This window comes from Nocardia sp. NPDC058705 (assembly GCF_042749305.1).
Lineage (GTDB): Bacteria > Actinomycetota > Actinomycetes > Mycobacteriales > Mycobacteriaceae > Nocardia.
In genome coordinates this window covers 1-22,151 of the sequence record NZ_JBHYRN010000041.1, presented here as the reverse complement: position 1 = coordinate 22,151, position 22,151 = coordinate 1, and the positions used below count along the sequence as shown (strand labels likewise).

Annotated in this window: 21 protein-coding genes and 1 pseudogene; 11 read left to right on the top strand and 11 right to left on the bottom strand. The window is 64.5% G+C overall.

Going from position 1 to position 22,151, the window contains the following annotated elements:
• Positions 1–39: 39 nt before the first annotated feature.
• From ACFW6D_RS29980 to ACFW6D_RS29945, 8 genes are all read left to right on the top strand, one after another.
• Positions 40–618 (top strand): hypothetical protein, encoded by a 579-nt coding sequence (locus ACFW6D_RS29980; protein ID WP_379333667.1) that lies wholly within the window; start codon positions 40–42, stop codon positions 616–618.
• Positions 615–1,751: a hypothetical protein gene (locus tag ACFW6D_RS29975; protein WP_379333665.1), complete on the top strand. Its 1,137-nt coding sequence runs from the start codon at positions 615–617 to the stop codon at positions 1,749–1,751. Before ACFW6D_RS29980 ends, ACFW6D_RS29975 begins: the two co-directional genes overlap by 4 nt.
• Positions 1,751–3,583 (top strand): AAA family ATPase, encoded by a 1,833-nt coding sequence (locus ACFW6D_RS29970; RefSeq protein ID WP_379333663.1) that lies wholly within the window; start codon positions 1,751–1,753, stop codon positions 3,581–3,583. The genes ACFW6D_RS29975 and ACFW6D_RS29970 overlap by 1 nt, the downstream gene beginning before the upstream one ends.
• A complete protein-coding gene (locus ACFW6D_RS29965) occupies positions 3,580–4,245 on the top strand; it encodes a 4Fe-4S cluster-binding domain-containing protein (protein WP_379333661.1) in 666 nt (221 codons plus the stop codon). Before ACFW6D_RS29970 ends, ACFW6D_RS29965 begins: the two co-directional genes overlap by 4 nt.
• 230 nt (positions 4,246–4,475) lie before the next feature.
• On the top strand, positions 4,476–4,748 hold the full coding sequence (locus tag ACFW6D_RS29960) for an FHA domain-containing protein (protein ID WP_379333659.1): 273 nt from the start codon (positions 4,476–4,478) through the stop codon (positions 4,746–4,748).
• Positions 4,745–5,533 (top strand): PP2C family protein-serine/threonine phosphatase, encoded by a 789-nt coding sequence (locus tag ACFW6D_RS29955; protein ID WP_379333657.1) that lies wholly within the window; start codon positions 4,745–4,747, stop codon positions 5,531–5,533. Before ACFW6D_RS29960 ends, ACFW6D_RS29955 begins: the two co-directional genes overlap by 4 nt.
• Positions 5,521–7,242, top strand: coding sequence for a protein kinase (locus tag ACFW6D_RS29950; protein WP_379333655.1), 1,722 nt, complete (start codon positions 5,521–5,523; stop codon positions 7,240–7,242). The genes ACFW6D_RS29955 and ACFW6D_RS29950 overlap by 13 nt, the downstream gene beginning before the upstream one ends.
• A complete protein-coding gene (locus ACFW6D_RS29945) occupies positions 7,239–8,162 on the top strand; it encodes a hypothetical protein (protein WP_379333653.1) in 924 nt (307 codons plus the stop codon). The genes ACFW6D_RS29950 and ACFW6D_RS29945 overlap by 4 nt, the downstream gene beginning before the upstream one ends.
• 70 nt (positions 8,163–8,232) lie before the next feature.
• Here ACFW6D_RS29945 and ACFW6D_RS29940 read toward each other — a convergent pair whose 3' ends face one another.
• Positions 8,233–8,739: a hypothetical protein gene (locus tag ACFW6D_RS29940; protein WP_379333651.1), complete on the bottom strand. Its 507-nt coding sequence runs from the start codon at positions 8,737–8,739 to the stop codon at positions 8,233–8,235.
• A gap of 65 nt (positions 8,740–8,804) precedes the next feature.
• Here ACFW6D_RS29940 and ACFW6D_RS29935 point away from each other — a divergent pair, with 65 nt between their 5' ends.
• The 3 genes from ACFW6D_RS29935 to ACFW6D_RS29925 all read left to right on the top strand — a co-directional run bounded on the left by ACFW6D_RS29935 (position 8,805) and on the right by ACFW6D_RS29925 (position 12,135).
• Positions 8,805–11,144 carry a hypothetical protein gene (locus ACFW6D_RS29935; protein ID WP_379333649.1) on the top strand — a complete coding sequence of 780 codons (2,340 nt, stop codon included), beginning with the start codon at positions 8,805–8,807 and terminating at the stop codon, positions 11,142–11,144.
• Between the two features lie 166 nt (positions 11,145–11,310).
• Positions 11,311–11,634 carry a hypothetical protein gene (locus ACFW6D_RS29930; protein ID WP_379333647.1) on the top strand — a complete coding sequence of 108 codons (324 nt, stop codon included), beginning with the start codon at positions 11,311–11,313 and terminating at the stop codon, positions 11,632–11,634.
• Between the two features lie 48 nt (positions 11,635–11,682).
• Entirely contained in the window at positions 11,683–12,135 is a 453-nt protein-coding gene (locus tag ACFW6D_RS29925; protein WP_379333645.1) for a hypothetical protein, read from the top strand.
• A gap of 290 nt (positions 12,136–12,425) precedes the next feature.
• Here the strand turns inward: ACFW6D_RS29925 and ACFW6D_RS29920 are convergent, their stop codons facing one another.
• The 10 genes and pseudogenes from ACFW6D_RS29920 to ACFW6D_RS29875 all read right to left on the bottom strand — a co-directional run bounded on the left by ACFW6D_RS29920 (position 12,426) and on the right by ACFW6D_RS29875 (position 21,171).
• On the bottom strand, positions 12,426–12,749 hold the full coding sequence (locus ACFW6D_RS29920) for a hypothetical protein (RefSeq protein WP_379333643.1): 324 nt from the start codon (positions 12,747–12,749) through the stop codon (positions 12,426–12,428).
• Between the two features lie 1,834 nt (positions 12,750–14,583).
• The gene (locus ACFW6D_RS29915; RefSeq protein ID WP_379333641.1) at positions 14,584–16,095 is read right to left on the bottom strand and encodes an EAL domain-containing protein; all 1,512 of its coding nucleotides are present in this window, start codon (positions 16,093–16,095) and stop codon (positions 14,584–14,586) included.
• A gap of 14 nt (positions 16,096–16,109) precedes the next feature.
• Entirely contained in the window at positions 16,110–16,496 is a 387-nt protein-coding gene (locus ACFW6D_RS29910) for a hypothetical protein (protein WP_379333639.1), read from the bottom strand.
• A gap of 9 nt (positions 16,497–16,505) precedes the next feature.
• Positions 16,506–16,943 carry a hypothetical protein gene (locus ACFW6D_RS29905; RefSeq protein WP_379333638.1) on the bottom strand — a complete coding sequence of 146 codons (438 nt, stop codon included), beginning with the start codon at positions 16,941–16,943 and terminating at the stop codon, positions 16,506–16,508.
• Between the two features lie 100 nt (positions 16,944–17,043).
• Positions 17,044–17,376 carry a tetratricopeptide repeat protein gene (locus tag ACFW6D_RS29900; RefSeq protein ID WP_379333705.1) on the bottom strand — a complete coding sequence of 111 codons (333 nt, stop codon included), beginning with the start codon at positions 17,374–17,376 and terminating at the stop codon, positions 17,044–17,046.
• Positions 17,377–17,735: 359 nt separating this feature from the next.
• A pseudogene (locus tag ACFW6D_RS29895) lies at positions 17,736–18,359 on the bottom strand (caspase domain-containing protein); the annotation flags it as partial.
• Positions 18,356–18,724 carry a hypothetical protein gene (locus tag ACFW6D_RS29890; protein ID WP_379333636.1) on the bottom strand — a complete coding sequence of 123 codons (369 nt, stop codon included), beginning with the start codon at positions 18,722–18,724 and terminating at the stop codon, positions 18,356–18,358. The pseudogene ACFW6D_RS29895 and the gene ACFW6D_RS29890, both read right to left, overlap by 4 nt.
• A gap of 68 nt (positions 18,725–18,792) precedes the next feature.
• A complete protein-coding gene (locus ACFW6D_RS29885; protein ID WP_379333634.1) occupies positions 18,793–19,515 on the bottom strand; it encodes a GIY-YIG nuclease family protein in 723 nt (240 codons plus the stop codon).
• Complete coding sequence (locus ACFW6D_RS29880) at positions 19,442–19,879, bottom strand: hypothetical protein (protein ID WP_379333632.1); 438 nt, start codon at positions 19,877–19,879, stop codon at positions 19,442–19,444. The genes ACFW6D_RS29885 and ACFW6D_RS29880 overlap by 74 nt, the downstream gene beginning before the upstream one ends.
• Positions 19,880–20,214: 335 nt before the next feature.
• A complete protein-coding gene (locus tag ACFW6D_RS29875) occupies positions 20,215–21,171 on the bottom strand; it encodes a M48 family metalloprotease (protein WP_379333630.1) in 957 nt (318 codons plus the stop codon).
• Between the last annotated feature and the right edge of the window lie 980 nt (positions 21,172–22,151).

Below are 22,151 nucleotides of genomic sequence, written 5' to 3'. Positions count from 1 at the left end.
CGGGCTACCCACCCCCGCAGAGCGAAATCGGGGGTGTTGATGCTGCGACCCAATACCGACCTCGCGGCGATCGTGCTGCTGGAGGCCAGCTCGAGCACGCTCGCTCAGCTAGTCGATGAGCAGGCGCGACTGCGGGCCGCTGCCGCCGCGGCTGAGCGCGAACGTGCACGTCAAGAGCGTCGTGCGCGGTTCACGAGCAATCGGTCCCCGGCCATCGGGCTGCTCGTATCCGCGGTTCCCGTGTGGCTGTTCACGCCGGCGATCGTGGCGATCTTGGGCGCCATGATCGACGGATTCGGCCGGATCGTCCTCCTCGGCTCGGGCGGACAGGACAACGCGAGCGGGCTGGCCACCCTCTACGGGCTGTGGGCGAAGCTGCTGATCGGCGCCATTGTGTGCGTGTTCGTACTGTCGTTCTTCCTCCCCTACCCGAACGGACAAGGGGTTGTGTCCGGTCCTGGAGTCGCTGGGTTCGTCGGTGGTATCGCCCTGCTGTTCCTCCAAGGCATCACCGACAGTGGATCGGCGGCGAGTTGGTTCTGGCCGCCGCTGTTCGCGGTTCTGGGCCATCTGGGATTTGGCATCTATCGCAACCACTTCGCGCAGGGGCAGCGGTGAGTTCATCGGGGATCGAGTACCAGATCGCGGCCGAACGCCGCAGGCTGCAGGCCGCACAAGCGCGGTGGCGGGCCATTGAGGCTAAGCGACAAGTGCACGCCAGTCGGTGTGCTGACGTCGGGCTGTCGGAGTTCGCCGCCGTCGGGAACGCGACGATGCCGCGGGGCGATTCGATCGCGGTCGAAACTGCCTGCACGGCACGGCAATCCACGCTCGACGCGGCGATCCATCAGTTGAACGCGGCCTTGACCACGCGCCGCCGACACACCGTTGACGCTGGCCTTTCCTCAGCCCTCAGCGAATTGGCGCGCCGCGAGGCGGCCGCCGCACGCGCGGCCGAGAACGCCGCGCCCGCGCCAACAATCGTCGACCCAGCCGCTGAGGTGCTCGCTCAACGGGTCGAGAAGTTGCTCGTCAGCTTGCTCGAACCCGACCCAGCCCTGACCGAAGCCGCCGCGCAGGTCCTGCGGGCCCAACCAACGCGGGCGCGCCTGCTCCTCAGTGACTTGAGCCGACGAATCCGCCTAGCCAACCTGGCGACCGAGGAAGCCCACACCGCACTCCTCCGAATGGCCGAATTGCGCGCTGCCGCAGCCGATCTGCACGATCCGAGCCCGGTGACCGAACTGCTCGACCAAGCCGCCCACGCCACCGGACCCGCACGCACCCTGCTCCTCGACCGCGCGCAGGCCACCACACACCGCTGCCAACACGCCGAACAACCCGAACGTGACCGAGATTTCGCGCAGGAAACGCTCACCGAAGTGCTCATCGAACTCGGCTACACCGTCGACGCCACCACCGCTCCCGACACCAACGCGGTGCTCGCCCGCCGCCCTGGCGCAGCCAACCATTCGGTACTGGCCGGCGTCAACGGCACCGAGATAGCCCTGCGAACCGTCCGCACTCAACCAGGCCACCGACCCGATGACTACGACCAGGACGCGGCGCTGTGCTCGGACGTCGACGCCATCGTCGACGGACTGCGCGCCCATGGCGTCGAGCCCGGCCGCGTCCGCCGCGCACCGGCCGGGGTGACCGAATTACCGTTGGTTGCTACCGATTCCGCCCCCGCGCGGGCCAAGAAGAACGTCAGGGCGAAGTCCGCGAACAGCTTCGAACGGACGGTGTGATGACCTCAGCCGTCGAGGAACTGCCTGATTGGCTCCGCGAGGTCGATGTCGCACTCGCCGCGAATCCCCAACTGCTCCTCACCGGCAATCTGCGCGATATCGTGCTGCTCACACTGCCGCCGGCACCCGTACCGCGCATGGTCTCCGTCGTCGACGCGCTCCTGCACGTCCTACGCACCGCAGGCCACACCCGGGTCGTGGTCGCCGACCCCGTCGACGGCGCCCACCCCGCCCTCGACGTCAACGACGGCGCCGCGACGCTCATCGGTAACGCACGGGCCGCCGCCCACGGCGAGGATCTGCTCGACTACCTGCCCGAACTGCTCAAAGCGGTGGTCGACGCCACCCAACCGTGCTGCCTCATCATCGACGGCGCCTCACGACTCGCCCCCAATAATGACTTCAGCGATGGGGCGCTGCACCGCGCCTTGATCACCGCGCACAAACTGATGGTGACCGCACCCCGCGTCAAGGTGCCGGGCCCACACCGAACCACCTTGTACAACACCGTGATCTGGCTGCTCGACCGAGAAAGCGACCTACCGCACTGGTTGATCGGCGGCGAGCTGGCGCGCGTGGTTTCGGTACCCACGCCAGGACTCGGCGAACGGCTGCGACTGACCAGAATCCTGGCCAGCTCGCTACCCGAGATACCTGACCCTGCGACCGATCCGGCCGAATACGACGCGGTGGCCGCCCGCTACGCGGCCCAAACCAGCGGCTTGAGTCTGCGCTCGATCCGGGAGATCAATCGCCTCGCCATCGACCGCCGTATCAAGGCCAGCGATATCCACGACGCCATCCGAACCTTTCGCGTGGGCATTCCCGACAATCCATGGCAGGACCCTGGTCTGCGTGACCGCATCCGCCAGGGACCGGCGCTGCTGACCGAGAAAGTCCTCGGGCAACCGGCCGCGATCCGCAAGTCCGTCGACATTCTCATTCGGTCGGCGATGGGCCTGTCCGGGGCGCAGACAACCAGCAGCGCCAACCGACCCCAGGGTGTGCTGTTCTTCGCCGGACCGACCGGCGTCGGTAAGACCGAGCTGGCGAAGTCCATCGCGGAGTTGGTTTTCGGCCGCACCGACGCCTTCGTCCGATTCGATATGAGCGAGTTCGCCGCCGAACACGCCGAAGCCCGCCTGATCGGCGCGCCCCCTGGCTACAGCGGCCACAACACCGGCGGTGAACTCACCAACGCGATCCGCCAGAAACCATTCCAACTAGTGCTCTTCGACGAGATCGAGAAAGCCCATCCGCGCATCCTCGACAAGTTCTTGCAGATTCTGGAAGATGGTCGCCTCACCGACGGCACCGGTGCCACCGTGTTCTTCTCCGAAACGCTCTTGGTGTTCACCTCGAACCTCGGCGTCTACCGGGTGGACGAACACGGCGAACGAGTTCCCGTTGTGGCTCGTGGCACCGCCTACCCGCAGGTCGAGCAGACCATCCGCGCCGCGGTCGGCGACCATTTCACCAAGGAGATCGGTCGCCCCGAGCTACTCAACCGGATCGGCGAGAACATCGTCGTCTTCGACTTCATCTCCGATGACAGCGCCCGCGAGCTCGTCGGCGCTTTCGTGGACAACGTGTGCGGGCGGGTGCTGACGGTGACGGGCACCAAGGTCGAGGTCAGCAAGCCGGTTCGCGATCGACTCTGGGAATTCGCGTGCGCCAAACTCGATTTCGGTGGTCGCGCGGTCGCATCAACGGTCGAATCGCTACTGGTGAACCCCCTGGCCAGAGCGCTGTTCGAAACCGAACATGGTGACAGCGTTGTCGTCACTGACATCATCGAAACCCACGACGGCGCGCAAGTGATGCTCGCATGAGTGAGCACCCACCGACCATGCTGGTCTCGCGCCTGCACTACCCGGTGACCAACCTCGGCTTCAGGACACGGGCCGGGATTTGGTTTCAGGGCTGCACGGTGTACTGCCGGGGCTGTATCGCCCGCGACACCTGGCCCTTCGACCCCGCGCGTGAACAGCCCGTCGACCAGGTCATGGCCTGGCTGGATCAGCTACCCGCGCCACTGGACGGAATCACGATTTCCGGCGGCGAACCCACGGACCAGCCCGGCGCCCTCTTGGCCCTGCTGACCCGAATCCACGCGTGGCGCGGAGCCCGCGAGATCGACCTCCTGCTCTACTCGGGTCGCGCAACCGCCCACCTCGATCGCGAATTCGGTTGGCTGCGTGGTTATGTCGATGTGCTGATCAGCGAGCCGTTCGAGCTCGCCGCCGCCACTGACTGCCCGCTGCGCGGCTCACCCAATCAACTCGTGCGGACCTTCAGCGAGCTGGGTGCCCGGCGCTATCCGCCCGAAACGTTGGACGCCGACTATGGCCGACAACGCGCGCACCTGTCGGTTGTCGTGGGTGACGGCACCATCCAGACAGTCGGAATCCCCCTACCCGGTGACCTGGCCGCCCTGCGAACACGGATGGCCGAGCGCGGCATTGAGATGACGAGGACCTCATGGCTGATGTGACCCCCGACATCGTGCGCTGCGGGTGCGGCAGCGACTGGGACCGGATGGCCTATGCCCAGTGCCGAGACTGCGGCGAGGATCTCTGGGAGATCACCGTCGTTGCCCCGCCGCCACCACCACCGCCACCGCCACCGCCACCGCCCGAGGGCGAGCAGCAATCAACTACGCCGGGGACGAGAGTTGACCCCGTAAGCCCAGCGACGGGCCCTATCGAGCTGACCGCCTGCGGCGTGAGGCACCCTCTCCAGGACGGCAACCAACTCGCTCTTGGCCGCGACGAGGACTACCCCACCGCGACAACCTTCCGCGACTACACCAACGTGTCGCGCTATCACGCGGTGCTGCGATACCAGTCGGGCCGCCTCTACGTCACCGACACCGAGTCGACCAACGGCACCTTCATCAACGGCACCAAGATCGCGGCACGCACCGAGTACGAGATCCGGCCAGGTCAACAACTGCGCCTCGGCGCCGACGTCCCCATTGCGGTGCACTGGCCATGACCACCATCCGAATCACGGTCAGCACCCACCGGGGAAAAAAGCGCGAGGGCAACGAGGACTGCGTCGGACTCGACGGATGGTCCCTGCGGGGCACCCAACCCGCGTCGGTGACCATCGACGTCGAACTCGACCGGGTACGGACGGTCGTCGTCTGCGATGGCATGGGCGGGCACGCGGGCGGCGCCGAGGCTAGCGCGATGGCGTGCGAGCTACTGACCGAACCGGGCGCAATCGACGGCGAGTCGCCCGAACAACTCACTGCCACGACACGTCTGCGGTTGCAGGCCGTCTCCGACGCGATCAATGATCGCGCCCAGCACCAGCCCGAACTGGCCGGCATGGGGTGCACGGTGGTCGGGGTCGTGCTCGACCCGAGCGGCCGTGCGCTGGTGTTCAATGTCGGTGACTCGCGCTGCTACCGGCTCGAAGGCGACTACTTGTCCCAGCTCAGCGTCGACCACCGTCACCTGGGCGGCAATGTGTTGCACCAGGCCATCGGCGGCGGTGTGCGGATGATCCTGGAACCGGACTTCTTCGATTGTCGCCTCCCCGCTGGCGTTGGCCTCGTGCTGTGCACCGACGGCCTCGACGACTACGCCAGTGCCAGCGACATCGAGGCGCTGCTGGTGTCCGCGCCGCCACGACTGCCCACCCAGCTCACCGAATTAGCGCTCGCCGGCGGCGGCGGCGACAACGTGACCGTCGTCCAGATCGAGACGATCGCCGCACCCAGCGACACCCACGCTGATCACCCAGTTCAAGGAGAAAAGTCATGGCCGAGGTAACTCGCCTCGACAACATCGAGCCCGAGCGTCACCCCACCGGCCCGCAACCGACCAGGGTCGACCCCGCCACACCGCAGTGGCCGACCGGTGCCGGCGACCCCACCCACCGCCCGCCACGTACGCGCGTTGACGCGGTTCCCGCTCCGGTAACCGATGCCGCCGAACCGGCCTACCTGCGAGAACGACTGCCCCCGACCCTCGCCGCCCGATACTCGATGGAGCGCGAACTCGATGGCAGCGGCTCGGAAGGCTCGGTGTACCTGTGCGCCGACGCCCGCGGCAACCAGTTCGCGATCAAGCTGTATCGACGGCCGCCCAAGTACCACACCGAATTCGACGCCCCCGAATATCGGGCCAACTTCGCGCACGCGCACACCGTGCAAGTGTTCGAGCGCGATGTCGACCAGGGCGTGCACTACGAGGTGATGGAATATTGCGCGGCAGGCACGTTGGAGATCTTCATCGTTGGGCAGGCGGCCCCTGCCCTGGCCCGCGCGATCCTGACCGAGCTCAACTCCGCCCTGGCCGGATTCCAAGGCGGCGACCGCTCCCCCAGCTTGGTGCACGGCGACCTCAAGCCCAAGAACGTCCTTGTCCGCACACGCGCGCCGCTGGACTTGGTGCTCGCCGATTTCGGCCTGGTCGCCGACCTCGGGGACCGGTCACGGATGACCAACCTCGGCCCCGGCACCGTCGCCTACAACGCCCCCGAGCTCATGCGGTACAAGACACCCGCGGCGGACTGGTGGAGTCTGGGCATGATCATCTACCAGGTGCTCGTCGGACGCGCGTTCTTCCAACGCGATGCCACCACCTGGTTCACCGACCGCGAGATCGAAGCGTTCTTGCTCTCCCACGACGTGTCCCTGGAGGCACTTGACCTGCTCCCGGCGATCGGGCCCGAGCTGTCCCGCTGGCAGCTGTTGCTGGCTGGCCTGCTCACCCGCGACCCCGAAAGGCGTTGGGCCACAACACAGGTGAGCTCTTGGCTGGCCGGTGAGACGCCACCGATCTTCCGCAGTGTCGACACCGACCACACCGCTGCGACGCAAGCCGGGCAACCGCGGGCGAGTCAACCGTTTCCCATTCCCGGCGTCGGTGAGTTCTATGACGCGGGCGAACTCGGCGCCGCGATGGCCGCCCATTCCGGCAACGCCGCACGCGCGGTCACCGGCCCCAACCTCAAACGCCTGGTCACCTGGTTGACCACGGAGGCCTTGACCGGCCAGACCTATCCCGAACTCGTTTCTCACGGCCAGAATTGGGGCCCCGACGAGCTGGTCACCTTCTTCGTCGCCCGGTTGGCACCCGAGGTCACGTTGACCTACCGCCACGTCAACGTGCACACCCCGGCCGACCTGCGCGCGATCGCCGGTTCCGCGGACGCTTCGGTCCGCAAGTCGCTCTACCAGCACGAGCTGCTCGGTTGTCTGGCGACGACACCCGCGCGCAACGGCTACCGCATGATCGACGCCAACTGGCACGACATTGTCGCGGCCGCCCACGAAATGGCGAGCGTTCACTCGGTGCCGCTCGACGAAGCAGGCAATGAGTTGATCATGGCGCGCGGCCTGCTCCTGGCCGCGGGTGACGAATCGGTGGTCAACAGCTACGTCGACCAGGTGGCCGCCCAGGTCGCGCGAGCAGACTCCGCCGTCGCGCGCGAGATCGGCTGGTTCGACACGCTGCACGCGCAAGCCCGACTGTGACCGGGCCGCAGCGGCGCGACAACGCCGAGCTGGCGCGGGTGGTGCTGATGGAGGCGGTCCTCGGCACCGCGGTCGCCGCCGGTGTCGACGCCCGCGCCGCCCGCGTGGCTGAAGAACGCGCTACCGAGGAGCGCCGGCAGCAGCAGGGCCGCGGCGCCACCCGAGGTCGGCGCGAAGCCGATCACGGCGCGATCGGGCTCACGGTGTTTGTGTGCATCACGATTCTCGGCCCGTACCTGCTCGGTCACTTTGTGATCAGGAGAACGTTGCTACTGCAACCAGATTCGCGGGTCTACGAGGAGCAGGCGCGTGGCATCACCGACCATTGGTGGGCCGACTACTTCGGTGGCGTGACCGCGATCTTGGCGCTGCTGGCACTGTTTCTGCTCGTGCGCCCGTGGGCGTTTCGTCGTACCGAAGTCGGAACTGGCTGGGCTGTCGCGATTTTCACGCTCGTCGTGCTCGTGCCGCTGACCATCGCGCAATGGCACGACGCGGAGGAGAAGACTGTCACCTCGCTACGCGAAGGCTCCTTCCCCCACGCCGACCGCTACCTGAACTGCGCCAGCTACACGTTCTTGGCCAAAGACGAGAGTGGACGACCCGAAACCTGGCAGGTACATCTTGGCTCCACCAAGGGCACCCACCCACGAAACTGCAACCGGGCCGACATCTATCGCGGCTGGCGCTTCACCTCAGCCTATGACCTGGGAAACGGCGACGAGTTCACCGAGGAGATCGAGGCGACGAGTACCGATTGGAACAACGCCGTCACTGCCCCGAGTTCCACCGTGATCAGCCAGCGCAAAAATGGCCGCATCGACCCCGCCAACCTCACTGTCCATTTGACTACCGAGGCCGACCGGCGCTTGGTCTTCACCCTCACCGGCGGCGCGAATGGCCAATTCGAACTGCGGTAGCGAAACATGCCAATATCGGCCAGAACCTCCCTCCAACGGTTCTGGCCGATATTGGTGCTGGCCACGCCGACTACAGCGCGGCCTGGTTATTGGTCGAGCCCGCGAGGGCGGCGAGCTTGCGCGACAGCATCCAGCGCTTGGACAGAAAACGGTCGACCCCACCGACTTGGCCCCAGCGCGAGCGCCCCTCCGACATCCAGATGCTCACCGCGGTGTCCCCCTCTGGCAGGTCTTCCAGGTCGATCGACATCACCGGGTGGCCAAGGGCTTTGTAGTCGCCAAAGCCGGCCACACCCAAGCCGATACCCCAGGACCGGTAGTTGAATTCGCCGCGGCCCTCGACCGACTTCCAGCCCATCTTCTTGAATTCGGTGACGATGAGTTGGGCGACATCGCCGCGCGGCACCGGCACGATGATATCGAGCTGGCGTTTGGCGATGAGCGAGAGTATGACGCCGAGAATCATGACGGCGAGCCCGCCAACCAGGACGAAAACGACGCCGGTGCCGAAACCAATGGAAAAGCTGACGACGACCCCGAGCCCGAACGCAGCACAGACGATGAGAAAGATTTGCATACTCTCGACGCTAATCTCGTGCTCTACCAGACGGTATCGTCCGTTCGCCGGACATTGAGGAACCCATGAGACCCCACGATGAACTCTCTGGCCGCGGGTTAAAGGCGCTGGAGGACGGCGACCCGACCGCGGCCATCGGCTGGCTCGAGGCCGCGATCGGGCACGCCGAGGACGAGATCGAACTGGCCGAATGCTACCGCTGGCTCGCCCTCGCGCACGCCGACGCTGGCGACCGGTCAGCGGCCCTGGTCATCCTAGCCTCCGCGCTCGAGCTGCTCGAGAGCGGCGACACGGCCGAACTCGCCGCGGTATGCCATGAGGATATGGCCGAAATTGCCATGGCAACCGATGATGTTTCCTTGGGGCACAAGCATTTCGAGCTCGCTCGCTCGCTCTTCACAGCGACCGGCCAGCCCTACGACGCGGCGAACTGCCTGCTCGGCATGGCGATCGCCGTCAGCGAATCCGACCTGGACACCGCAGCGGCCACCCTGCGCACGGTATACGCCGAATACACCGAGCTCGACCACCTCGACGGGATGACCGAGGCCGCCGAGTTGCTCGCCGAGGTACTGCTCGAGCTTGACCAGCACGAGCAGGCCGCCAGTGAACTGCGCCGGGCCGCGACGCACCGCCTCGCAGGCGATGATCGCTTGGCCACTGCGACCATCCATCAAGCGCTGGGCGAAACACTGATCAAGACACAACAATTCGACCAAGCATTCGAGGCGCTCGGCCTCGCCCGCGACCACTATCTACAGGCCGAAGCACCGCTGGACGCCGCGCAGATGGCACTGCTGATCGGCAATCTGCACGAGGACTTCAGCCATTTCGCCGAAGCCGTCGAGGCCTACCAGCTCGGTGCCGATCTGTGCGCCACGCACGGCGAGCCACTCGACGTCCTGTGGTTCAACGTCAATATCGCCACGGTTGCCATGACCACCGGCGATTTCGCGGCGGCCGACCCGGTCCTTCGTCACGCGGTGACGACCTACGCCGACGTCGACCCCGAGCGCCACACCGAAAGCTTGCGATTTCTCGGGGTACTTCGCACAGAACAGGGCGAATTCGCCGCAGCCGCTGAGTATTTGGGTCACGCGCTGGGCATTGCGATCGAGCTGGACGCGCCGCGAGCGATCGCCGACTGTCACTTCCACCTGGGCGTGGTCGCCACCCATTCCGGCCGCTATCGCGATGGATTGGCCGAATTCCACACCGCGCGTGCGCTGTTCACCGAACTGGGCCTGGAACTCAAAAATGGGGCGTGCCTTGACGGTGAGGGAATATGCCACTATGCGCTTGGTCAATTCACCGACGCTATCGAATCTCTGATCACCGCACGGACCATCACCACCACCTACGGTCTGCTCAATCAACGCGCCATCACCGACATCCACTTGGGCGTGGTGTACACCGAGGTCGGCCGAGTGGACGTGGCCGAGGCGGCGCTGCGCAGCGGCCGAGCGGTACTGGCGACCGCCGGGCTCGCGACTCAGCTCGTGTACGCCGACGCCAACCTCGGCATGCTCTACACCAAACAGGAGCGCTACCGCGAGGCCGCCGACCGATATGGCGCCGTCGGAGCTGCCCTGCGCCGGCTAGGTCGCCCTGGTGCGGCGGGGGTCAGCGACCAAAACCGCGCGGCTGCGCTCCTCATGCTCGGCGATCTCACCGGGAGTGAATCCGCGCTCGACGCCGCGCAGCGCGGATTCGACGATGACCCCGCCTACCGCAACAATGTCGCTGGCTGCCACCGCAATCGCGCGCTGGTCGCCATCCACACCGGCAACTTTGACGCCGCCCTCACCGAATTCGCCGCGGCCCGCGCGATCGGAGTCGAACTCGGCACCACGATCGAGGTGGCCAAATGCGACTTCTTCGTCGGTATAGCACTATTCGAACGTTCCCACGACGCCGTATCGGTCGCGCTGGACTACGCCCTACCAGCGGCCATCTACATCGACCACGTCCGCTTGCAGTTCGCCAACGCCACCGACCGCATCGCATGGTCGAAGTTCTACGCCCAGTTGCAGTCAGCGCTGTTTCAGCTCGCCGCCGCCCACGACGACCCCCACATCATGGCCGAACTGATCGAAACCTCCATCAACTCAGGCACTTTCGCCCCCGTCCCCGCCGCCGACCTCGCCCGAGCCAGCGCCATCGCCGCTCTCCACCAGGAACTTGCCCCACCCAACCTGCCAACGGCCCCTACCAACACCACCCACTCCCAACCACCACCCACCGCCGCCGGCGCCAGCACCCTCGTCGCCGGGGCAGTCCTGCCCATGCTCCCTCCACCCGAACTGAGAATGCCCAACGGCACCATAGCCCTCGCGCCTTACCGAGCCGCCTCGGTCACCCGCTACGGCAGCGTCAACCCAGGACGCGAAGTCCGCACCTGGTAGGAACCCCGACCGGCCTGTCCACCCTTCGACCGACATCGCAACTGTGATCGCCGTGCGAATCTGTACTGGGAGAACTCAATTCGAGGACCCAGGACAGGGTACTGCGATGCGCGCAACAACAACCTTTCGGTCCATGTGCCGAGTGCGAGGACGCACTCTCCTCGGATTGACCCTGGCCATTGGGTTCGCGACGGTACCGCCCATAGCTATTCCGGCGACCGCTCAGGCCGCTACACACCAGGCAAATCTCACCGAGGCCTGCAAGCAGCAGTACCACAATGCGAACAGAGCCACACCGTGCGGGTACTACTGCGTTGAGACGATCCTGAGCCGTTCGCTCGGCATCCCCAGCGGTGCAGAGGCACAGGTCGTCGAGCAAGAAGTCGGAGATCTCAACGTCCAGATCTACTGCGACAAGAATTACCCCGGTAGCAAGGCGCGCGGCAACTTTGACGCCGACAAGACCTGGGACTGCGTTATTGATAACTGAATATTCCCGACGAGATCAACCTCACCACAATAAGTAAGGAATCTGGCAATGGCAGGCCTCATAATTCCCCGCAAATGCGCACTCAACCTCACCGCCCAAACCGACATCGACACGGTCGCCGCGTCGATTCGCTGGGCGTCCACCGTGGAACCACCGTTTGCGCAACGTAAACTGAAGTACCGCAATGCCCCGGGGATCGGCACCTACGACGTCCAGCAACTCGATCCGCGAACGGCACAGCAGCTACACTCAGCGGCGGAGCAACCGGGAGCGGCGCACCGGGTTGTCCTGGCCCGCAATGAATACATTGACGTCTTGTTATTCAAGAATCAAGATAGTGTCCAGGCATGGTTCCGAAGCCTGAGCGAGCAAGACCGCTCATACAACCAGGTGGTTGCCAGCTTCCCGTGGGTCGACGCACTGGGCTCCAGAACGTCGGAGTCCCTGTCCAACGCTAGTGTGCTGAACTCCGTCGAAAATGTCAGCCTCCGAAGTTGGTAGGAGCCCCGAAAGCCATCGCACGAGCCAAAGTACGACTCGGCACACGGTTTTGAACCAGGCTTCGGAGTCAGGTAGCCCCGGCGCATTGCTGCGCCGAGGCCCCCTCCGAACCGGACGTGCGCCTCATCGACGCAGCCGGCTCAAGCAAGCCGCTGGGGCTCTCGAGCGGTGCAGGATTTCCGGATCGTTGCCTGCCGGCAGTAGTGCTGTGGCAGGCAATAGATGTGTAGGAGACGGTGATTGGGTCGATCGTCTGCTCCGACACCACTGGTAGTCGAGTAGGCGATGAACTAGCGGTCCACCGCCTTCTTGACCGTCGAGAGCCACTGTTCCCACTCCTGTGGAGACTGTGGTTCGTGGTCGGTGTGAAGAAGGAAGTCCCCGCAGATCGAACAACGAGCCTGCTGCGCTTGCAGAAGCCGCAAGCGCAGCTTGCCCAACGGTGGAGGCTTCTTTCGCCGCCGGTCGGCCCAGTACTGGGCCAGCGTCGGGTCATCGAGTGACGCAACGTCTTTGACCCGTCGGTGGCGGACAATCGGCGTCCAGGCGAACTTGAGCAGGCAAGCGCCGCTGACGCCTTCACCCCGAACGCCCACTGATCCCGCTTCAGCCACTTCAGCAACGTTGATTCTACGACGCCGGCAAGAACCCGGGCGCAGTCCCAGGAGAGCAGTTCTACGCCGGTTTGGTCGGCGCGTTTGGGGTGCGGGCGCGCCGGTGAGCAGGCCAAGGCGACATCGCAGACGACCTGCAGGAAGCTAGCAGACCCGGTGCGATGAACGGCTACCAATCAACCGTGGCCTGGAGCGCTGTGCGAGCGGCAGGACGGGCGCGGGCGGGCGGCCGGGAGGGCTGGAGATGTGGCGGGAGCGGACCGTTGCGGTCCATGCGGCGGGGCATAGGCGGCTTCACCGTGGAGGTAGAAGGTTGGCGGGTACAACCGCTCCTCGGGCTCAGAAGGGGCCCCACAGAAACTCCACACTTTTGACCGGAATCAATGCGAATTTACGGGAATCATTGCGAAGTGTCGTTGCGTGAAACTGCTTGGCACTGAGCACTATTCGGCACTCCTGGGTAGGGTCTGGACAACTGGAACTCGCGCCAAGTGGTCAGAAGTGCCAGGGCGAGTCGGTCGCCTCGATCGCGACGGCAGCGATGCTTGGCACGGCCGCAGCTGAGCATCGGGCAGTAGGTCGATCAAGCCGAAGGTCCCAGTGTTCCAGCGCCGACCCGCCCCAGCGGGACGGACCGACGGTCAGCACTACAGGCGGGGCAGCGCTTCAGGAGCTGCAGCACATGAATCGCAGTTTCCTCACCTACGGCGTGCTGTGGGACCGGCGCAGCAGGATTAGCAAACTTTCGGCGGCAGCACTCATATGCTCGCCGATCCGGATCTACTGAACCTGACTGCGCATTCCAGAATGCGCGGTTCGCCTCGACCGGGCCAGCCGGTCGAGGCGAAACCTTCCCCGTGCACCCACACGCCGCCGCCACGTCGCGGGGCAGCCTCGACCTTAGCCGAGTCGGCAGCTCGGTCATGCGAGCCGCGCCAGCCCCCGGCGAGGACGCATGCAGCGTCGGTTCCAGACCAACAAGCCCTAGGCGTGAGGGGCGAAATGGGTTTCGCTGAGCTCGCCGACAAGCGCCGCGAGGCCAGCTGGCCGCGGGTTCTCGGCTGGCCGCGGAGTTCAAAAACGTGGGGTTTCTGTGGGAATTGGCCGAAAAACGTCAAATCTCCGAAAACGCAAAACCCCCCTCCGACCGAGGTCAGAGGGGGTTTCACTGTCGGGCTGACAGGATTTGAACCTGCGACCACTTGGCGCGGGTTTTAGTTGTCCGGACCCTACCCATCAGTGCCCAATAGTACTCAGTACCAAGGGTTTCCGAGAAACGACTCTTCTCAACGAATCGCATGAATTCCCATTGGTTCCGGTCAAAACTGTGGGGTTTCTGTGGGGTGCCTCCATTGCGCCGCTGCCCTCCGTGGCGCCGCGAGCCCTCGATGCCGCCAGACGCTTCCCCCGCTCAAGCGGCAGGCACATCGCCCGGGATTGCCCGCGGATTGCGTGAGGGCTCAAGCCCGCCTGCCCAGGGGACCACGTTGCGGGGTGGCCTCGGCATTAACCACATTTGTGTCTGGCATTGCCGCGGCGTACGACCCCGAAGCCAGTGACAACGTCTGCCGCCTTGGCCCGCAGCCATCCACTGACCCGAAACGGTGTTGTCGTGAATCTTGAACTGGATGTCGTACCCGCCGCGGCCTCCGTGCTGCACTTCCCGCTCGTTGCGAATGGAACCCGCCTTCAAGTCTGCATCTGCGGACAACTTCGCCGATCGGGCTGACGATGCGTTCGGAGTGATGTCAGCCCCGCCCACGACCAAGCAGCCTCAACATCGCCACGACGTGACGCGCTCCGAAGGTTGGCGGTCGAGAACGGATGCACGTTGTCAGCCGATGGATCCGATGGCGATGAGCGCTGTCATCTCATCTCTAGGAACGGGCGGGCTGTAGAGAAATCCTTGTCCCCGATCGCACCCCAGGTCGATCAAAGTAGCAGCGACAGCGGACGTTTCGATTCCAGTAGCGGACACACCGAGTCCGAAGCTGTGTGCCATGGCGATGATGGCGCGCACAATCGTGATGTCGTCGCCCCTATTGGACAGTCCCTGGACGAAGCTGCGATCGATCTCCAGCGAGTCCACGGGCAAACGCTGGATCATCGACAACGAGCTGTTGTAGGTGCCGAAACTGCCGATGGCGACCCGTACCCCAAGCTGTTTGAGTGCACGAACGGTAGCCACGGTCGCGTCGAAGTCAGTGTGTTCACGTTCGACGATCTCGAGACAGATCGCCGCTGCAGGGAGTCCCGCCTGAGCCAGTGTCACGCCGAGGTCCTCGACGAAGTCCGGTTCGTCGAGCAGTGGCGGTGAGACATTGATGCGCAACAGCAGTCCCGCACCGATCCCGGTATGCCAGCTGGCGAAGTCGGTGCATGCACGCCGGATGACCCACCAGCCGAGTCTATTCGCCAGGCCCGTCCGCTCTGCTACGGGGACGAAATCCATGGCTGGTAGAATGCCCCGGGTGGGGTGGTTCCATCGGACGAGCGCTTCGACTCCGACGATTTCTGCGGTTCTCAGTTTGACGTCGGGCTGGTAGTAAACGGTGAGCTGATCTGTCTCGATGGCCTCGATTAGTTCCATCTCCAACGGCGGTACTGTCGGTTCGGCACGATTACGCATGAGTGCCAGTTGGTCGAGCAGTGGGTTGAGATCAGCTTGTGGCTGGCGAAGACCTGCGGCGACGAGCTCGCGGCACAAACTCCGGTGCAGCACAGGCAACGTGAGCAGAGGCCCTGCTGCTGGGATTCCCTCGCGCAGCAATCGGATGAGCCGATGGGTGTAGGCCGGATAGGTTTCGGCATCGAGTTTCTTGGAGATCCCGTTGGGCGGTGCCGAAGTGAGCACGGCTGTTCCTTCAGCGACGATCTCGTTCAGGATGGCCGGGCCTTCAGGCGACTGATTGACGCCCAGCGCGCGGCCGGAATAGCAGCAGTCGAGGATGACGACCCGAGCAGCGGCCGGGCTGTCGATATATAGATCGCGGACCGCGTCAAAGGGGATGCCGCCCATCCCGGGCCGCTGTGGGTGAGTGTCGGCGACTGCGAGGTGGAGTTCGCCGCGGCGTGGGCCAAGTACGCCATGACCGGCGAAGTAGATCAGCAACAGATCCCGAGCGTTGTCGGCCGCGTGGGCGATTGCGTCCCCGATCCGACCAGGGGATGCGTCCTCGGGTAGCAGTGTGCATTGCTGGCGTTCAAGGCAACCGTGCACAGGATCGGTGATAATCTCGGCCAACGCCTGGGCTCCGGCGTGGACACCGGTCAAGCACGGAAGATGTTCGTAGCGGTCGATTCCAATAATCACCGCCCACGATGTCGCACGGTTCGGCAACCGCATCCCGAAGTAATCCTTTAATTCACAGTGTCATTCGCCGAGTCGAGTACGGTGTTGAGTAGCGCGTCGACATCGTCTACGCGTTTGGCGTCAATAACGACCGACCGACCGTCTGGGTGGCGGATCTCGATCGAGACATCCGAGCGACGCGGCTGCGCGAGCCAGGTCTTCAACGACATCGCCAGCATCGACACTGCCCCGCCGGCACCCACGGCAACAGTCGCAACGTCGACGACAGACCCCATCTCTCCGTCGCCGGGCTCGCTCGACACAGCGTGGATCCTGCCACGCAGTTCCGGCTCCTGACGCAACCAGGCGATCAGCGATTCCGTACCTGCGATCCCATCACCGCCCGAAACAGCCACGATCACGTCGGTATCCGTGTTGCCGCCCGTGCCCATCATGGAACGAGCCTACTCGCCACCATCACCCGCCACGTATGCATTGATCGCACCTTCCACGCCAATAGTGTTCTCTCGCAAGAACACTCCTGAATTCAAGCACCACAACCGATGTCGAAGACCCAGGCGTGCGGTCAGCACCGCGCCGGAGCCGCTGGCCGGATCTGCTCCCACGGGGCTGCTGCGTGACCCGGTGACAGCGTCACCTACCTCTGCAGCAGCCCCGAGCCTGGCCCACGCAGCGTTGAGGTCGGGCAGATGAGTAACCATCTCGCGGTCGTTGATCAAGGCCTGCAGGTCTCTGTCGATGTCGGCGGTCGGCTGCTCGTCTGTCAGTGAGACATCTGCACACATCGCGATCGCAGCAAGTTGATCCTTCAACGTCCCGTACTGATGACCCACCGCTCGGAAGTCACCGATCGCTCCTGGCCCCGCATCAGCGCCCGACATCCGCTGCCACCGCTGAAGCCTGGTCGTCTACTCTGCCCAGTGCAGTACGCTTCGCCCTGGAAAGATCTGCCGCCGGACGCAACTCGAATCGCTACTACCCTCACCCCGACTGTCTTGGCGAGGCCGGACCGCGCAGCTTTTCGTTGGCACGTTGTGTGCGTGGATGGCCCGCGCGCTCCCACCAGGTCGCCGCGTCGGAGAGTTGACCGCGGCAGCGTAGCCGAATCGCGAGGTTGTGCATCGCATCGGAGTGGTCGGCGTTGGCGGCTCGTCGATACCAGGTGATCGCGTCGTCGAAACGCATTGATTTGTCGAGCAGGATGGCGAGGTTGTACATGGCGTCGGGGTTGCCTGCCTCCGCCGCTTGACGCCACCAGTGCTCAGCGTCGCCGAGGCGTTTAATCTCATGCAGGAGATTGCCGAGATTGCCCATGGCGTCGATGTTCCCCGCTCAGCGGCTTTACGGTACCAGTCGTGTGCTTCGCGGATTTTTCCTTGGGTACGTGCCAGATTCGCCAAGTTGTTCATCGCGCCGGTGTGCCCGCGCAATGCTGCGCTGCGCCACCGAACCTCCGCCTGCGAGAGATCGCCGACTTCGGCGAACTGCGCGCCACGCTCGAACTGCGTCACAGTAGAGCTGTCGGTCGCGACCGCTGGTGCAACCGTCGGCATGGCCGTGCTGCCTGCAGAGGCCGTCAGCACTGCAGACGTGGTGAACAATCGCAGGTCGCCGGCGACGTCGACACTGCGACGTTGCGGGCGGGGGTGTCCGTTGAGGAGCAGGATCTGGTCGACATTGCGATAGAGCTCGTCCAGGGTGAGGGCGGGCTCGGTCGCGGCACTCAGGAGTGCGGCGGTGAATGCGGTGTGGCGGTGGCCTTCTGGCGCAATCGAGGGTTCGGTTCGGGAGGAGGAAGCGATGGTATAGGTGCCCTGGATGTCGATTGGGCCTTCGACGAGCGCCGACGGCGCGCTCATCGCCTCGAATGCTCGCCCGGAGAAACAGCAGTCGAGGATGAGAACTCGGGTACGGGCTCGGCTTGCCCTTAGATCGTCGCGAAGCGTCGAGAACGGCACGGAGCTCCACTTCGGCTGCTCCTTGCTGCTGCCTGGTAGCGCCAAATACAGCTGTCCGCGCCGGTCGACGACGCCGTGCCCGGTGTAGTACACCAGCAGGACGTCGTCTGCCTCCCGTGCGGCGGACCCGACCGCGAGCCCGACCTGCGGGCTTTCCGGATTGGTGAGGACGGTGCAATGGCTTTCGGCGAGTCCCCCGCCGTCAGTCGCAGTCAGGATCTTCGCCAGGTCGGCGACATTGTTCGCGGCGGCCGGAATGTCAGGAATCGCTACATCGTCGTACCGGCTCACTCCGATAAGGACGGCACGCCAGCCGCTGCGAGTGGAGGTTGAGTTCATTGTGACTTGTCGGCCCGCTCGAGCACGCTGTGCAGGGCGTCGAGGACCTCCGGGGCGTTGATTCGATTGCCGTCGAGAGTGAGCTTCGTGTCGTCGCCGAGTTCGAGCGTGACCGATATGTCGGAGCGTCGAGTGGTGAACCAGGTGGTCAGTGATCGCGCCAGCGCCGACGCCAATCCCGTTGTACCGACAGCGACGATCAGCACGTCGTAGAGATCGCCCATCTGGCCAGGGCGAATCCCGTTCGCAGGCAGCTCCACTCGACCGCGGAGATCGTCTTCATCGTTGAACCACTCCAACAGTTCGAAGAGGTCGTCAGCGCTACCGCTGGTGCAGATTGTCAACTGGTCTTCGGGTTCTGGCATGTCATCCATCCATCCGTGTCCGGTGTCGCCGCGGCTTGTTACCTGGCGACCGGCACTTGGTGCCTCGGCTATTGCGGGGTGTTGTCGCGAGCGGTGCGGCTTTGGCGGTACTCCACGGCCTCGGCTATTTCCTTGAAATCGACGAGTTCGCCGGTCAGGCTTTCCAGGTGTTCGCGCACCTCGGTCGGGGTGGCATAGAAGAATTCGCGGCGCTGGTTGACCTTGTTGACACGCTTGTCGGCCAGGCGGCGGTGCATCTCCTCCTCGAACCCGATGGCATCGTCGGCGAAAAACATCGCGTGGATGTCGTAGCGAAACGGCACCGCGTTGTTACCCAGCTCGCGGATCCGCTCGTTCGGATCGAATCGGCGCGTCAGCCCGATCTGTACAACCCGGTCGCCGAACGCGCCGATGTTGGAGATGACATACACGTAGCCCGCGCGAAGGTTGGACGCCCGATAGTCAATGGTGCTGATGGCCTGCTCCAACGCTGCCAGCCGCTCTTGCAGGTCATCGGCATCAGCGCCGCCGCTGCTGCCCGCGGCCCGTAGTGCGTTGAGTTGGTTGCTGTACAGCCGTTGCTCTTTCTCGAGTTTGGCTCGCTCACGCGCGAGCTCTTCTTGGGCTCGGCGATCCTCACGGAGCCGGTCACGTTCGGCACGTTCGTGGTCCTTCTGGCGTGCGAGTACCTCGAGGTACTCCGCAGTCATGTCCAGCTCACGGCAGCGAAGCCGGTGGTAGTCGGGCGCTACGCGGAGCTTCGTCGTCTTGCCGAGCTTCTCGAAAGCCATATTGATCTTGTTGAGACGGTTCAGCGCGTTGTCCCGACTTGTGTGGCTTGAGATTTCGAATCAGGTTGTCGACCTCGGCGTTGTGGGCACGCAGCATCAGCGTCGAGTACTCGCGGACCATCTTGCGCCCGTCGGTGACCGATTCGTTGACCACCCACGGAGCCAGCGACTCGATCGCGCCGCCGTCGCGGCGTGCCATAGCCTTGATTTCACCTTGCAGTTTCTCGATTGCGCCTCGATAGGCAACCGCATCGGAGAGGCGGTGACGGTATTCGAAGATCCCGATCTCCTGAAGTGCGTGCTCCTCGCGGGTGTTGACGATCTCGGCCCGCAGGTTGTCCAACCGTGTCTGCTGCTCGGTCACTTGTGCGCCCAGCTGATCGCGCAGGCGTTGCAGTTCGGTGACCTCGAATCCACCGGTGGTCGCCAGTTGTGCTCGCAGTCTCTGGATCTCGGCGTAGGCCTCGGACAACTGCTGCGACCGCTCTCGGGCCAATCCGCGGGCGCCGAACAACGGCACATTCGGGGACTGCGGTGGAAGCTGCTGACCGTGCTCGGCACCGGGAGTTGTGTGCTCACCGGGCGAACCCGTTCCGTTGCGGTTTGTGGGTAGGCCCTCGTGTCGAGGGTCCGGATCCCCGTTCGGTGGCGATGCCATGTGGTGCTCCCCCTTGTTGCAGTTGCTGTTTCGATGTACGGCTACTGGCTGTTGAGTCGCTTCTCCAACGCGTGAATCCGCGAGGCGCACGAGGGGTGGCTAGCAAAGATGTTGGCGCGGAGTCCGTTCCGTCGGCGAGCATCGTCGTGCCCCGCGTCGAGCCAGCCGTCCAGAATTTCGAGTAGAGCCGGACCGTAGCCGAGCTGCGCGGCCACTCGATCGGCGTCTTTTTCCTGATGCCGACTGAACCATGCCAGGACGAACGGGACGGTCCACAGCAGCACCAGTAGCGGGTGGATCGAATAGAAACACAGGGTGATCAGACCCAGCCACAGCAGCGGGAACGGCCGGACGATCGGGCCGATCAGGCAGCCCGCCGCCTCACTGCCAGCACGCCCGCCCATCGCCCCGCCCGCTGCGCCGAGTGTAAGTCCTGCGGCCAGCGCGAATACCAACTGCGTCGACCAGTGCAGGACACGGACGAGCAATCGGCCCGGTAAGGCGTACCAGTATGTCAGGAGCGTGGCCCACGAATGCCCGCCGAGATGGTGCCCCAGTTCATGCGCCAGCAGAGCTTCGAGCTGGTGGGGTGGAAGTATGAGTGCACTACACATGACGGCCACGATGTGCCCCGCCGCAGCCGACGCGTTGAGGTCGTTGGAGTCCTCGACCCACAGCCGATATGTGTCTGCTCGGACACCGGCCGACTGGGTGACCAGACTCCATGCGTGGTCGAGCCGCTCTTGTTCGGGGATCGTCGGCCGACGGAAGCGGACGAATACCCGCGCGATCGCGAATTCGGTCGGCCTGAAGAACACGGTGGCCCCTGACCCGACGAACACGGCCAACGCGACCCAGACCGCGACGCTGCCCGGGAAGATGGCGGAGAATGCCATGCCCACGACGATCGGGCTGAGCACGAATCCCGGCAAGCCCATAACCAGCGTTCCGGCAGTCGACAAATGGATGCCGCGACGCAGCTGCGGAGCACTGGTCATCCGGACCGGGTGACCAGGCGCAGGAGGTCGGAAACCAGCTGGTTTCGAATGTTCGAACTGCTCGTTGCCAACAGCCATCATGCCCCCATCGATGTTGCGCTACAACGGATTACCTAGCGCGAACGGCTCCCGAACATGAACCCCGACAGAAACCTTGCTCGGCGTCCGCCACCTCGACCCGAATCTGTCCAGGCCGCGATGGCGCATAACCGAGACAGTGCGAGGGCGAACACGCGCTGGTGACACGAGCCAAACGCCGACTGTTCATCGTCGGCGACTGGTCTGTCGTCCGTCGCACGCGAACCCCGGGAATGACTGCCATCGCGGCCTTGCGCGAGCGTCGGGAGTTCGAACTCACAACCGCCGCAGAATTCGCCGAGCGATCGGAGTTGGACAGGGCATGCTCCAGTCGAAAGCAGCGACCCGTAGCGAGCGAAACCAGCCCGCTCGACGACTACCGAGGTGAGCAAACAGGTCTGTGGATCGTGTGCGCTGACCCATTGAGACCAAGCCGCGACCCGCGCGTCCCGAAGCGTTCGGCGCAGATCGGCGGAAGATAAACGGCCAGAAAGTATCTCGGCATCCGTAACGCACGGTCGTGCCAATTTAAGAATGCGTCGAGAGCCGGCGTGTCGGCTGGCAATGTCGCGATCCCGCGGGTCGGCGTCGCCTACCGTGCCCGGCTGGCCCCAAAAGCGTTGGCAGCGGCCTTATCTCGCTCACCCTCGGAGAAGTCCGGCGTCTCCTGGCACACCTGATCACTACCGATCCGGTGTTCGACTTGGTTTGACAATGGTCGATCTGGCGTCGCCGCCCCCAATATCGAGCCAAACGAGCCCACTACCAGCGGCGACACCGATTACATCACGAAGTGCGGCTGGAGTACTAGTGGGATGATTCCAAAGTTGTTGGACAGTAAACGATCTGATTGAATCGGTACGTGCGAGCTACCCCTCTGGTGTTGCGTGACGGTGACCGAG